Annotated in this window: 11 protein-coding genes and 1 tRNA gene; 8 read left to right on the forward strand and 4 right to left on the reverse strand. The window is 60.5% G+C overall.

From position 1 onward, the window contains the following. Nucleotides 1-59 precede the first annotated feature (59 nt). The 5 genes from NW860_RS08470 (at nt 60) to NW860_RS08490 (ending at nt 3378) form a co-directional block, all read left to right on the forward strand. Nucleotides 60-128, forward strand: coding sequence for a hypothetical protein (locus tag NW860_RS08470; protein ID WP_414513623.1), 69 nt, complete (start codon nt 60-62; stop codon nt 126-128). 88 nt (nt 129-216) lie between these two features. Beyond that, complete coding sequence (locus NW860_RS08475; protein ID WP_414513625.1) at nt 217-1827, forward strand: apolipoprotein N-acyltransferase; 1611 nt, start codon at nt 217-219, stop codon at nt 1825-1827. 60 nt (nt 1828-1887) lie between these two features. After that, nucleotides 1888-1960, forward strand: a tRNA-Thr gene (locus tag NW860_RS08480). Between the two features lie 109 nt (nt 1961-2069). Next, nucleotides 2070-2678 (forward strand): precorrin-6Y C5,15-methyltransferase subunit CbiT, encoded by a 609-nt coding sequence (gene cbiT / locus NW860_RS08485; protein ID WP_414405802.1) that lies wholly within the window; start codon nt 2070-2072, stop codon nt 2676-2678. Nucleotides 2679-3126: 448 nt separating this feature from the next. Further along, a complete protein-coding gene (locus tag NW860_RS08490) occupies nt 3127-3378 on the forward strand; it encodes a ferredoxin-thioredoxin reductase variable chain (protein ID WP_414396683.1) in 252 nt (83 codons plus the stop codon). On the opposite strand, the gene NW860_RS08495 is transcribed toward NW860_RS08490, so the two are convergent. Then, complete coding sequence (locus tag NW860_RS08495; RefSeq protein ID WP_414513601.1) at nt 3375-3848, reverse strand: phycobilisome protein; 474 nt, start codon at nt 3846-3848, stop codon at nt 3375-3377. The genes NW860_RS08490 and NW860_RS08495 overlap by 4 nt on opposite strands. Nucleotides 3849-4018: 170 nt before the next feature. Between NW860_RS08495 and ftsH the strand changes: the two genes are divergently transcribed. Beyond that, nucleotides 4019-5932, forward strand: coding sequence for an ATP-dependent zinc metalloprotease FtsH (gene ftsH, locus NW860_RS08500; RefSeq protein ID WP_414410693.1), 1914 nt, complete (start codon nt 4019-4021; stop codon nt 5930-5932). A 75-nt stretch (nt 5933-6007) separates the two neighbouring features. On the opposite strand, the gene glgP is transcribed toward ftsH, so the two are convergent. From glgP to NW860_RS08515, 3 genes are all read right to left on the reverse strand, one after another. After that, complete coding sequence (glgP, locus tag NW860_RS08505; RefSeq protein ID WP_414513603.1) at nt 6008-8209, reverse strand: alpha-glucan family phosphorylase; 2202 nt, start codon at nt 8207-8209, stop codon at nt 6008-6010. Nucleotides 8210-8500: 291 nt separating this feature from the next. Next, complete coding sequence (locus NW860_RS08510) at nt 8501-9604, reverse strand: SpoIID/LytB domain-containing protein (RefSeq protein WP_414405807.1); 1104 nt, start codon at nt 9602-9604, stop codon at nt 8501-8503. 154 nt (nt 9605-9758) lie between these two features. Next, nucleotides 9759-10337: a nucleoside deaminase gene (locus NW860_RS08515; protein ID WP_414513606.1), complete on the reverse strand. Its 579-nt coding sequence runs from the start codon at nt 10335-10337 to the stop codon at nt 9759-9761. A 190-nt stretch (nt 10338-10527) separates the two neighbouring features. On the opposite strand from NW860_RS08515, the gene NW860_RS08520 reads away from it, so the two are divergent. Beyond that, nucleotides 10528-11745, forward strand: coding sequence for an HhoA/HhoB/HtrA family serine endopeptidase (locus NW860_RS08520; RefSeq protein ID WP_414513607.1), 1218 nt, complete (start codon nt 10528-10530; stop codon nt 11743-11745). A gap of 72 nt (nt 11746-11817) precedes the next feature. Next, a complete protein-coding gene (locus NW860_RS08525; RefSeq protein WP_414513609.1) occupies nt 11818-13395 on the forward strand; it encodes a serine/threonine-protein kinase in 1578 nt (525 codons plus the stop codon). Nucleotides 13396-13543 lie beyond the last annotated feature (148 nt).

Here is a 13543-nt window from a genome sequence, read left to right on the forward strand (position 1 = left end):
GAAGGAGCCCTGGTCATGGCTAGAGAGGCTCTGCCGAGATTCGGCAGCTGGCAACAGCCATTGTCACTACCCAGCAGGCGGAGATTGAGCAAATGCGGGCCTGGCAAAAGCGGTGGTATCCGCAGTAGGGCCGCTGGGATAGAAAGATGAGGGGATGCGAGCAAGGCCGGCTCTTACGGCTGCCCGCAGCACCCAAAGGATTCCTCCGCATTGCCAATGGCCCTGGAGCTGCCCTCCCTCCCTCAACACCCCGATTTGCTTCCACCGGTTCGCCAAGACCGGAGATCCCGCTGGCTGGCAGGGCTAGCTGTTTTGCTGCTGTGTTTGGGATCCCCCAACCGCTGGTTGCACTGGTTCCCAGGGGCACTACTGGGCCTAGCACCCCTGTTTTACCTCTGCGAACAGCAACAGGGGTGGAGGCGGTGGCGTTTGGCCTATGGCCTGTGGTTTTGCGTGTGCCTGTACGCCTTCTGGGTGGATCCCTTCTCCCTTCAAGTGCTCAGCGCTTGGGAAGTCTTGGGGGGAATGGTGGTGGCCCCCCTGATTCCTCTGTTTTTCACAACGGCCACCGTTTTAAGTTTGCAGTTGAGCCAGCCGCTTCCCCCCTGGGCCCGTCCCCTAGGGGTGGCCACGGTCTGGACAGGGCTAGATGGGCTGCTGGGCCTGCTCCGCTGGCCGATTCCCTTCCACTGGGGCTCCCTGCTGTTCGATTGGCCGCTGGGGATCCAAGTGGCTGATCTGGCGGGGATCTGGGGGGTGACCTTTTTTGCGGTCTTCGTCAACGGCGTGCTCTGGCAGTTGGCCCTCCAGCTTCCCCAGCTTTCCTTGCGGGGGGTGCTGAGTGCAGGGCGCAGAAACCCGGATTTCTGGCGGATCTTGGCCTGCGGCCTGGCTCTAGCAGGGCCAGTCTTGGCCTACGGGAGCGTGCGGCTGGCCTATTTCGATGTCCTGGCGGCAAGAGGAGGGAATCCCAGCTTTCGCGTGGGGACGGTGCAGCAGGTGGCCTGGCTAGAAGCCGATCGCAGTTGGGACTACCGCAGCCAGCGCTACCGCGAGCTGCACCAGCTTTCGGCCCAAGCGGTGGCCGAGGGGGCCCAGTTGGTGATCTGGCCAGAAGGAGCGCTGCGAGCCCGCCTACTGAACACCCCGCTACAACTCTATGTGATCGAGCCGATGCGAGCCATCCTTCCCCCTGAAGGGGCCTTGATTACCGGGGCAACGGAGCCCGATCCCCGCACGGTACATCTGCCAGCGGAGGAGCAGCGGTTTTTCAACACAGCCCTCCTCTTCGACGCCCAGGGCCAGGTGCAGGATTGGTTTGGCAAGCAGTGGATCTTTCCCTACTTCGAGTCGGGCCGCTACGTGCCCTCTCCCGATGGCTATCGGCCGCTAGCAGGAGGAGAGCTGTTTGGGCCTTTGGGGGTGATGATCTGCCTGGAGAGCGTCTTGCCGGCCCCCAGCCGAGCTCTAACTCTTGCGGGAGCGGAGTCGTTGATCGTGATCTCCGACAGCAGCTGGTTTGGCAACAGCCACTGGCCCCTGCTCCACGGCCGGCTTTCGGTCTTTCGGGCGGTTGAAAACCGGCGCAGCGTGGTTTTTGTCAACAACACCGGCGGCAACTTGGTGGTGGATCCCTCCGGTCGAATACAACGCGTGGGCCCGATTTTTCAGCGCGGAGTGGTTACTGGGGAGGTGAGGCGGCAATCCCAGCTAACCTTCTACACGCGCACAGGCGACTGGCTGGCCTGGTTGACCTTAGGCCTTTCTCTGGGATTGAAGGCCTGGGGATCCCGAGCCAAGCCAGGATACGCTAAAATTCTCAGGTAGGGTTAGGGCTTTGCGGCAGGCAGTGCCTAGCTCCGCTTAAATGGAATCCGAGCCCTCCTTGCTGATGTAGCTCAGTTGGTAGAGCAGCTCACTCGTAATGAGCAGGTCATCGGTTCGAGTCCGATCATCAGCTTTAAAACCTGCCTTAGCTTTACAAGGGCTGTGGGGCGGGAGGGGCTGCCCCCTAAGCGTGGCTAGGTGATCAAGCTGTCTCCTTACCTTCCCGGCCGCAGTTTTTGGCCATGACAACCCCTTTTCCTTGGCCCTACCGCACCCCCGGCATTCCAGACTCTGCCTTTGAGCGGATCCCGGGGATCCCTATGAGCCCCCGCGAGGTGCGGGTGCTGGTGCTGAGCCAGTTACGCTTGGGAGAAGACCACTGCCTATGGGATATCGGCGCCGGCACTGGCACTATTGCCATCGAGGCGGCCATTCTCTGCCCCCGCGCTTGCGTGATTGCCATCGAGCGCGATGCGGAGGTGGTCAGCTTGATCGAGAGTAACTGCCAGAAATTTGGCCTCAGCAACGTGCAAGTTATCCAGGGCACTGCTCCCGAGTGTCTGCATCAGCTTTCTCCGCCCCCCGACCGCCTCTGTATTGAAGGGGGCCATCCCCTCCGCCAGATCCTAGAGGCTGCTTGGCACTATCTCAAACCCAACGGCCGAGTCGTGGCCACCACCAATTCGCTAGAAGATCTCTACGGCCTCTCCGCCGGCCTGGCTGCGGTAGGAGCCCACCAGGTTGAAGTTATCCAGGCAGCAGTAAACCGTCTGGAGTCGCGAGGCCGCACCCAACTGTTGCTGGCTTTGGATCCTACTTTTGTGTTAAGCGGAGAGAAAAGCTCTAAATAGCTTGAGAGGTTTCTTCTCCGCTGCTTGCAAAGCTTTTTCTAAAGCAATGTGAATCAACCAAACCGAACCACCAGGACTCCAATTTTCTCCAGCTGCAGAGGGCAATGGAGAGATTTCACGTCCCCTTTCCAGAGTTGCAGGCAGTAAGGCTGGAGCAGCTGTTGACTCGACCTGCAGCGACTTGAATGCTATGGGGACTGGGGCATTGGCAATCGCTGCCGACAGGAAGTGATTTAGGCCAAGCCAGCCGAAGGAAAAGCCAGCTTGGGCCAGCGATGCCTCCTCGCTTTACCGCGCTCTTCCCGAAACCCTAGCAGCTGCCAATCCCCCACTGGGAGCCCAAGGAAGGCAACTACTGCCTCATACATATTTCTCTACACTCTGCAGCCTTTGTTAGGGATCGAGGTAGAGTATTTCCAGAACAATTGCCTCTTCGGGAGAGCAAAGGATGAAAGTTGGAGATCGAGTACGGGTGCGCGCCAGCGTGATTGTCTATCACCACCCGGAACATCGCAATCAACCGTTTGACCTCAAGGGCATGGAGGGAGAAGTAATAGCTGTCATCCGGGACTGGAATGGCCGCCCTGTCAGCGCCAACTTTCCCTTTCAGGTGCAGTTTGGTAACAAGTTCCGCGCCCATCTGCAGGCGGAGGAACTGGAGCTGATCGAGGCGGCCCCCTTGCCGGAAACTCCTGCCTAGGAGAGACCTAGCAGGGTGCGGTTGGTTTCCAGAATTGGCTGGATTAAGGCAAACTCCGCCGGGGTAAGGTACTTGGCAATCACCTCCTGCAGAAGGCGGTAGGTGGCCTCGCAACTGCGCTGCGTGCGAAAGGCCCGCATCAAGGTCTGAAACCAGTAGAGGAATCGCTCCTTGTAGCGCTGCTCATCGTCCAAAAGCATGGCCAAAGCGGAAAGACGCAAAACCCGCCCTGTGTCTGCCTTCCACTTGTTGCTGAAGTCCTCTATCCCCCGCATGAGCAAGTAGGGATCCAAGGCGCGCAGCTTGGCCTCCACCTCGCCGACAATCTGGGCTTCCGCCGCTTGAATTTTGCGGTAGGCGCTTAGCCGCAACTCAAAAGAAGCTAGGTAGGCCTCCATGAACTGCATCTCCTCATCTCGGAGATAGCGTCCGTCGGCGGCCAGGCTCAATTGGCGCAGTTGGGTCAGCATCGGGATACCAGAGGAATACAGGAGGGCATTCGCTTGCTTCTAAGCCTAGCGGCAGAAGGTGTGCCATTTGATTTCCGCTGGCTTCTCAGCTAGGTTAATATTGGTTAACAGTCTGCCAGTGGGCCCAGGCACCATTGGATAGAAAGCACCCTTTGGGAGGAAACACTTCCGTGAGTCAGAAAAGTAAAAACAAAAAGTGGAGGAGTGCCGGCTTGTATGCCTTGCTGGCCATCGTCTTGATCTCGCTGGCCACAACCTTCTTCGGCACCCGCCCGGCTGAGCGCCTGGAGATCAGCTACTCGGATCTCATGAGCCGCGTAGAGCGGGGCGAGGTCAGCAAGGTTTTGGTTGAGGTTACCCCTGATGGCCGCCAAATTGCCATTGCCGACGCGGAGATCAACAGCCGCGCCACTCGAGTGCAGGTCAATCTGCCCCCCCTCACTCCCGACTTTGAGAACACCTTGCTTGCCAAAGGAGTAGAACTGGCAGTGCGCCCTGTTCAGGATGAGGGTTTGCTGGGGCGCATCTTTAGCACCTTCCTTCTACCTGTTTTGCTGCTGCTGGGTCTGTTTTTCCTGCTACGGCGAGCCCAGAATGGCCCTGGCAGTCAAGCGCTTAACTTCGGCAAGTCGAGGGCGCGGGTGCAGATGGAGCCCAAAACCCAAGTTACCTTCAACGATGTGGCAGGTGTAGACCAGGCCAAGCTGGAGCTGGCGGAGGTGGTAGACTTTTTGAAAAACCCTGAGCGCTACAACGCTCTTGGGGCAAGGATCCCGCGAGGGGTGTTGCTGGTCGGCCCCCCAGGCACCGGCAAAACTCTCTTGGCGCGCGCTGTGGCTGGGGAGGCAGGGGTGCCTTTCTTCTCCATCTCTGGCTCCGAGTTTGTGGAGATGTTTGTGGGGGTAGGGGCCTCGCGCGTGCGGGATCTATTCGAGCAAGCTAAGCAAAATGCCCCCTGCATTGTCTTTATCGACGAGATCGATGCCGTTGGTCGGCAGCGGGGAGCGGGTTTGGGAGGTGGCAACGACGAGCGGGAGCAAACTCTCAACCAGCTGCTGACCGAGATGGATGGCTTTGAGGGCAACTCCGGTGTCATTGTTATTGCAGCTACCAACCGACCCGATGTGTTGGATGCAGCGCTGCTGCGACCGGGGCGCTTTGACCGCCAAGTAACGGTGGACCGCCCTGACTTCCAAGGCCGCCTGGAGATCCTCAAGGTGCATGCCCGTGGCAAAACCCTGGCCGCCGATGTGGATTTGGAGAAGTTAGCCCGCCGTACCCCTGGGTTTACGGGGGCAGATCTGGCCAACCTGCTCAACGAGGCAGCCATCTTGGCGGCCCGCCGCAACCTCACGGAGATCTCGATGGACGAGATCAACGACGCGGTGGATCGAGTGCTGGCTGGCCCAGAGAAGAAGGATCGCCTCATGAGCGAGCGGCGCAAGGAGCTGGTGGCCTACCACGAGGCGGGCCACGCCCTGGTGGGAGCCCTCTTGCCCAACTACGATCCCATCCAAAAGGTCACCATCATCCCTCGCGGCCAGGCGAGCGGCCTTACCTGGTTTGTGCCCAACGATGACGACATGGGCCTGACTAGCCGTGCTCATCTCAAAAACATGATGACTGTCGCCCTAGGCGGACGGGTGGCCGAAGAGGTGGTTTACGGCGAGGCAGAGGTGACTACGGGGGCAGCCAGCGACCTGCAGCAGGTAGCCCGTATTGCCCGCAACATGGTGACTCGCTTTGGCATGAGCGACCGCCTAGGCAATGTGGCCCTGGGCCGCCAGTACGCCAACATCTTCCTAGGTCGCGAGATTGCTGCCGAGCGGGACTTCTCCGAAGAGACAGCAGCCCTTATCGACGAGGAAGTGCGGCGTCTGGTTAACGAAGCCTACCAGCGGGCTACCTATCTCATCCGGGAGAACCGCGCTCTCTTGGATCGCATTGCCCGTCGCCTGGTGGAGGCGGAAACCATCGACGGGGAAGAGCTACAGGCAATCATCGAGAGCTCTGAAGTGGTGATGCTGCCACCTGAGGAGGAGGAGCCGGTGAGCTTGCCAGTGGCCCTCAACGTCAACGCTTAGGTCTCTCTCGCTGGAGGCGAGGTGGGGGATCCCTGCTTTCCAGGCAGGGATCTCAAGTTTTTCGAGGAGGCTGTCTTAGTCGACAACAGCCGAGCCCGACAAGAGGCGGCTCACCTCTGTTTCGGTGGCCCGAGGCTCGTACATCTTCACCACGTATTCGGCCACCATGCGGTCGGTGTTGAAAACCGGGTTGAGCGTGCGGATCGCCTCCTTCATGCGGGCAACCCAGCGGCGTGGGATCCCCTTTTCATCCCGCTCGTAGAACATGGGGATGATCTCGTACTCCAACACATCGTAGAGGGAGTTGGCATCCAGTTCATCTTGGATGGCGGGATCTAGGCCTTCAATGGCTTGTCCAATGGCCCAGCCGTTGCGACCGTTGTAGCCCTCAGGCCACCACCCATCCAAAACCGAGAGGTTGAGCCCGCCGTTGAAGCCCACCTTTTGCCCAGAGGTGCCCGAGGCTTCAAGAGGGCGCCGCGGGGTGTTTAGCCACAGATCCACCCCTTGGATCAAGTTGCGGCTGACGTAGGCATCGTAATTTTCAATAAAGGCAACCCTGTGGGCCACCTCAGGCCGATTTGACCATTCGACCACCCGTTGGATGATGCGCTTACCCTCTTCATCTCGCGGGTGAGCCTTGCCAGCAAAGATAATTTGCACAGGGTATTCTTTGTTGGTGAAGATGCGGGTAACCCGCTCCAAATTCCGCAAGATGAGGTCTCCTCGCTTGTAGGTGCTAAAGCGCCGGGCAAACCCAATCGTCAGGATCTTGGGATCCAGCAACTGGTTGACAGCCTGGATGCGCTCGTTGCTCTCTCCGCGGCTGCGCCGCGCCCGCAACACCCGGTGACGGGTAAAAGCCACCAGCCGCTCCCGCAGGGCTTCTTTGCACCGCCACAGTTCCTCATCAGGTATTTCCTCTACCTTGGCCCACAGCTCCGGGTCGGATACCCGCTCGGGCCAGTCGGGACCTAGGTATTGGTTGTAGAGGTTCCAGAAAAGAGGAGCAACCCAGGTGCGGGCGTGAACCCCATTGGTAATGGAGCCAATGGGCACCTCATCCACGGAGCGCTCTGGGTAGAGCACATGCCACATCTGGCGTGAGACCCGACCATGCAACTGGCTTACTCCGTTAGCCGCACGTGCGTAGCGCAAAGCCAGCACCGTCATGTGGAAGGGCTCCCAGGGATCCCCGCCGCGCCGCGCTCCCAGAGCCAAAAACTGCTCCCGCGTCAGGCCCAGCTGCGGCCAGAAAGAGGCAAAGAACGCATCCATCTCGCTGGGGCTGAAGGCATCGTGGCCAGCCGGCACCGGCGTGTGAGTGGTGAACACACATTTCTCCCGCACCTTGGCCTCTGCTGCCTCAAAGGGCGTGCCCCGCGCCACCTCCTCCCGCAGCAGCTCCAGGGTTAGGAAGGCGGAATGCCCCTCGTTCATGTGGTAGACCATGGGATCCAAGCCCAGCTGGCGCAGCAGCCGTACCCCGCCAATGCCGAGGACGCACTCCTGGGCAAGGCGCGTGTCGGTGCTGCCGCCATAGAGGTGGGCGGTGATCCAGCGGTCAATAGGATCGTTCTCCGGCAGGTTAGTGTCTAAGAGGAAAAGGGGAACCCGGCCCACATCGACCCGCCAGGCGCGCACCTTGACCAACCGCTGCCGCATTGACAGCTCCACCAGCAGGGGGCTGCCATCTGGCCGCCGCACCAGCGTCAGGGGCAGGGAGTCAACCTCACAGTCTTCGTAGAGCTCCCCTTGCCAGCCGCTGATGTCCAGGCGCTGCTGAAAATAGCCTTGACGGTAGAGCAACCCCACGCCCACCATCGGCACCCCTAGATCGGAGGCGGATTTGAGGTGATCGGCGGCCAGCATGCCCAGGCCACCGGAGTAGATCGGCAAGGACTCGTGTAGACCGTACTCAGCGCAGAAATAGGCAATAGGGCGCTGCCAGTCGTAGGTTTTCATGGTGCGCTTGGCCCAGGTATCCTCAGCTGCCATGTACTTGCGATAGGCTTGCACCATCCGATTGAGGGTGTTGAGATAGTTGACATCGGTGGCCAAGGCCGCCAAGCGCAAGTAAGAAACCTCCTCCAGCATGCGCACTGGGTTGTGGGAGGTTTTTTCCCAGAGGGCGGGATCCATTTCCCGGAAAATGGTGAGGTGATCCGGGTTCCAAGTCCACCAGTAGTTGCGGGCAATCTCGCACAAAGGGGCAAGCGCCGGCGGCAGGGCCGGGCAACGTTCGGGAAAAGCAGAGGCTAGAGCAGCAAGGGACATAGGATAGATACCTGGGGCGGCGGAGTTTGATTGTACTTGGTAAGCGTTTCTAACTGATTTTAGATTCAGCAGGATCTCTACAACCTGCAGTAGCTCCAAGCCAGATTTCCTCAGCCTTTATTATCCCAGCAGCTCAGCTTTCAATCTTAAAGAGGGCTGCTGGCCAGTCTTCGGCCCGTCTGGAGAGATGGCGCTGCATCAGGTTAACAGAGGGTAATTGCCACAAGCTCGGAAAAGCTTTAGCTGCCTTCGCTACCCAATGAGTTCTTCCGATAGGAGCTCCCACTGAACCTAGCGTCCCTCCACCACGGCCAAGCTGGTGTTGCGGTAGTAGTGGCTGAGGATCTGTTGGTAGGAGTAGTTTTGGCTAGCCAGGGCGGCAGCTCCCCACTGGCTCATGCCCACTCCGTGCCCGTAGCCGCGCCCTTGGATCTCGAAGAAAGCAGGGAAGCTTGCCCTAGCAGGAGTCAGGCTGGCGGTGGTGGCTGTCTCCCCACGCGGGCTGATGGTGATCATTGTGCTGCGCAACCCCAGGGCCTTGCGAAACTCGTTACCCCTGATGTCTTGACTGCCCTGGGATCCCACTAGGCGCAGGGTAATGGCCCGTCCCCAAGGGGAGCTGCGCAGGATCTCGATGGAACGGATGGCACCGATCCCGTCGGCCAACTGCTGGATCTGGTGAGCAGGAATGGTGGCCGTCCAGCTAAACACGGGCGAGTGGTGATCGAAGTCGGGCACTCCCTGCAAGTAGGGCCGCGACTCCAGCCAAACATTGCCGGCATCGTCTGTGTGCCCCCCACTAGAGGAGTGGAAAACGGCATTGATCAACTGCCCCTGGTGGACGAGAACCTGCCCAGCCGTCTCGCGGGCCGCCGCTTGGGTGCGGTTGGATTCAGCCGCCACCCCCTTGTAGACCTGCCAATCGACGCCATTTCCGATGTCAAAAGGCTGGTGAGAACGGCGACTGCGATGGTAGAGGGCATAGGTGCGGGAGGCCACGGCTTGGGCTTTGAGGGCCTCCATCGGGAAACGGTGACCCATCTCGCTGCCCACCACGCTGGAAACGTAGTCCTCCAAACCCACTTGATTGATGGCGATCACTCCCCTCTCGCCGGGGACCAGCTCTGCCCAGCCGCGGTACCAGTTCTGGTCAATGAACACCAGCCCCTCCGGCTCCGTAGGCTGGAGATAGAGGCGCTCTGCCTGGTGACCAGCTACGCTTACTGCTGAGCCTACCCGAATGGCCTGAAGGGGCTGCATGGCCGGGATCTCAGCTAGCAGCTGGCCTTGGGGGTTTAGGAGACGGGCCGGAGTAGAGCTGCCAAGCCTAACCTGTGGCTTGTTGACGGCAATGCCCACCCGCAGCAGCACCCGCGCCTGAACTGGGAAGGTCAAGCAAAGCCAAGCCCAAACCAGAAAGCCAGCTAGCCGAGCTAGTGGAGCAGAAAACTGCTTTTCAGGCACAGCCCCTATCCTCCGCACGAGACTACTTGGAAGCAGAAAACCTCCCGATTGCCCGCAAGGCTGGCCAACCCGTTATGACGATATATCAAAAACTGCCTGCAGAGGCACCTTCTTGGGTTCTCGCTCCCCACAAAGAGCTCCCCCGCCGGCGGCTAAACCACTCCTGCAATAGACGACGACACTCAGCCTCGCAGACCCCCCCGATGACTTCTGGGCAATGGAAGCTGGCAGCAGAAGCAGGCAAGTTGAGCACACTGCGCAGTGCGCCGGCCTTGGGATCGTCAGCACCGTAGATCACCTGGGCCAGCCGCGATTGGCTAATCGCCCCCGCACACATGGGGCAGGGCTCCAGGGTCACGTACAGCCGACAGCCCTGCAACTGCCAATCGCCCAGGCGCTGCCCCGCCTGCCGCAGGGCCAAAATCTCCGCGTGGGCCGTGGGATCCCGATCCCGCTCCCGCCGGTTGCCGCTCAGGGCCAGCAACTCTTCCCCTGGCCCGACCACCAGAGCTGCCACGGGCACCTCGCCCGCCTCCCCCGCTTGCCTAGCTTCTTCTAGAGCTAACTGCATCCAGGCGCGGTGGCGCTGCCACGGATCCCGCTCCTGGGGCAAAAAAGAGGGGATCTTGCCCAAATTGCCGATCGTCGTTGAGCGTTTGAGCACTGCTGTTGCCTGCTAGATTTGCTAAGTTGAGCACAGGGCTCTCACCCATCTAAAGGGTAACGGGGGGCCAGGTAGGATAGGGTATAGAGGCGGGGTTAACCAAGCTGGCCTTAGTCAGCGGATTGGGTCTAGGCCTTCCTCATGCTTGCATTCGTTTTCTTGGCAATAGGGCTTAGCGGTGGGAGGGATCATGGCGCGGCTTTTACGGCAAACACTTCTGGCAATGGCTTTGTTTAGCGGCGGCCTCGCCTACGGAGTTTGGCTGTCGTCGCCAAGGGGTCAGGAGTGGCTGCAGCAAACTCCCCTTGCCTCTTGGTCGCAGCGGACCAGTGAGGGGGTGGGATCCCTTCTGCCTCGCCCCGAGGCTGCCAATTCTGCTGCTCCTGCTGACGCCGTCCGGCCCTCCAATTTTATTGCCGCGGTTGCCCAAAAGGTGGGGCCGGCAGTGGTGCGCATCGACGCCACCCGCACCGTGGCCAACCCCCTTGATCCTGAGCTGTTTAACCATCCCCTGTTCCGCCACTTCTTCCCGCAACTGCCGCAAGAGTTCCAGCAGGAAGGCACTGGATCCGGATTCATCATCGACGCCGACGGCCTGATCCTCACCAATGCCCACGTGGTGGAGGGTAGCGAGCGGGTTAGGGTGCATCTGCTCGATGGGCGCACCTTTGAAGGGAAAGTCAAAGGCTCAGACCCGGTGACCGACATCGCTGTGATCCAGATCGAGGGAGAAAATCTGCCCACGGTGACCCTGGGCAACTCTGACCAGGTGCGGCCAGGAGACTGGGCCATTGCCATTGGCAACCCACTGGGCCTGGACAACACGGTAACGGTGGGGATCATCAGTGCCGTCGGACGCTCCTCTGGGCAAATCGGGGCTGCCAACAAGCGGGTGACCTTCCTGCAAACCGACGCTGCCATCAACCCTGGCAACTCTGGCGGTCCCTTGCTGGATGCGGAAGGTCGGGTTATTGGGGTGAATACGGCCATTTTCCAGCGGGCTCAGGGTGTTGGCTTTGCCATTCCCATCAACCGCGCCATGGAAATTGCCGAGCGGCTGATCCGCGACGGCCGGGTGGAGCACGCCTTCCTGGGTATTCGCATGATTACCCTCAACCCCGATTTGGTAGCCCGCCTCAACCGCGACCCAGCGCGGCTCAGCCCGCTGACGGTGCAGGAAGGGGTGTTGATTGGGGAGGTGGTTCCGGGCTCGCCGGCTGAGCAAGTTGGCCTGCGCGAAGGGGATGTCATTGTCGAGATCGACGGCCAACCTATTCGCGACGCCGAGCAGGTGCAGCAGTTGGTGGATGCCGCCGGCGTGGGCAAGACCCTGACGCTGCGGGTCATCCGCGATGGACAAGTGCGCATCTTCCAGGTGAAAACGGGGGTGCTGCCCCCAGACTTCTAGGGAGCTTTCCAAGCCCTCAAGTCATTGATCCCCGTAACAGAATGACTCCAGGAGCGGGGGAGAGGGGTGGGCATGGCTTGGGCAGTTGGCGAAACATTGCAGGGGGGGCGCTACCGCATCGAGGCTGTTTTGGGGGAAGGGGGCTTCGGCATCACCTACCGGGCCTGGGATAGCGTTCGCGCCGAGCAGGTGGTTATCAAGGTCTTGAGCGACAGCCTCCGCAAGGATCCAGACTATCCTCGCTTTCAACAAAACTTCATGAACGAGGCGCTGCAACTGGCCCGCTGCCGTCACCCCCACGTGGTGAAGGTGGAGGAGGTCATTTGGGAGCGGGATTGTTGGTGCATTGTGATGGAGTACGTTCGCGGCCAGACGCTGCACCAGCTTTTGCAGCAAAAGGGGCCGTTGCCCCTGCCAGAGGCTCTGCGCCTGACGCGGGAGGTGGGATCTGCCCTCATGTGCTTGCACGAACAGGGGATCCTGCACCGCGATGTAAAGCCCGCCAACATCCTGGTGCGGGAGGGATCCGGCCAGGCGGTGTTGATCGACTTCGGGCTAGCGCGGACTTATAGGCAGGGGCTCATCCAACGCCACACCTCCTACGGCACCGATGGCTATGCTCCCCTGGAGCAGTACGACAGCCTGCGCCGCCGCGGGGCTTTTACCGATGTCTACGCCTTGGCTGCTACCCTCTACACCCTGCTGACAGGGATGGTGCCCCTCTGTGCGCCGGTGCGGGCCACAGGTCGGCAGTTGGATCCTCCCCGCCGCCTCAACCCCAGCATTCCTGAAGATGTGGAGGCTGCTATCCTCAAAGGGATGGCCCTCCACCCCGAAGACCGCCCGCAAACGGTAGCTGAGTGGCTGGCCCTGCTGCCGGCAGACTCAGCCCTGCAAGAGAAGCAGCCAGCTACCTTTGAGCCTGCCATCCGCACCCAAGAACTGCGGGAACTGGAACAGCTTCTGGCCCAGCAGCAACCCCAAGATGAGCTGGAGCAGCTCCTGGCCAACCACTCCGCAGAAGAGCTGGAGCAAATGGTGGCACCCCCCACCCCTGCCCCAACAAAAGGGGAGGCGGGATCCAGAGCCCTGATTTTCCCTGAGGTCTCTCGGGAGGGATCCCTGCCTGCAACTCTCCCCTGGCCAGACTGGGTGGGAGAAGCGGCGCCTGCCCTGCAAGGGCTGTGGGATCGGCTGCGGGCCGGCCAGTGGGGGGAAGCCGATCGGTGGACGACGGCTTTGATGCTCAAACTCAGTGGGCGCTCCCAGGTAGGCTTTTTCGACCCCAAGGATGTTGAGGCTTTCCCCTGCCCTATGTTGCGGCTCATCGACCAACTCTGGATGCAGGCCAGCCATGGGCGCTTTGGCTTTACTGTCCAGAAGCAGCTCTGGCAGGAGTGTGACTCGGAGGGAAGAGGAGGGCTTCGTTCGAGATCTTTCTCCGCCTTGCCCCGCGAAGAGTGCATGGGAGAAAGGGTCGGCTGGTGGGTGCAGGGCCGCTGGCTGGGGTACGAGGAGCTTAAAACCAACCTGGAAGCGCCCAAGGGCCATCTGCCAGTGGGCTTTTTCTGGGGCTACTCAGGAGGAGTGCGCGCGGCCCTACTGATGCTAGATCGAGCGGTGCTGAAAAAGTTCAAAGCTTGCCTGTAAATAGAGCATCCCTCTTGGGGAGAAGGGCTGGGGGGTAAGGCAACAGGTGCACTTTGGCTAGCTACATGGAGTAGCGCTCCCGCTAGAGGAAATGAGAGGGCCAGCTTCCCGTCGTAGGCAAACTCGGCTATGGTCAGGGGACAGCAGG

The sequence above is a fragment of the Synechococcus sp. F70.1 genome, from assembly GCF_047502745.1.
Classification (GTDB): domain Bacteria; phylum Cyanobacteriota; class Cyanobacteriia; order Thermostichales; family Thermostichaceae; genus Thermostichus.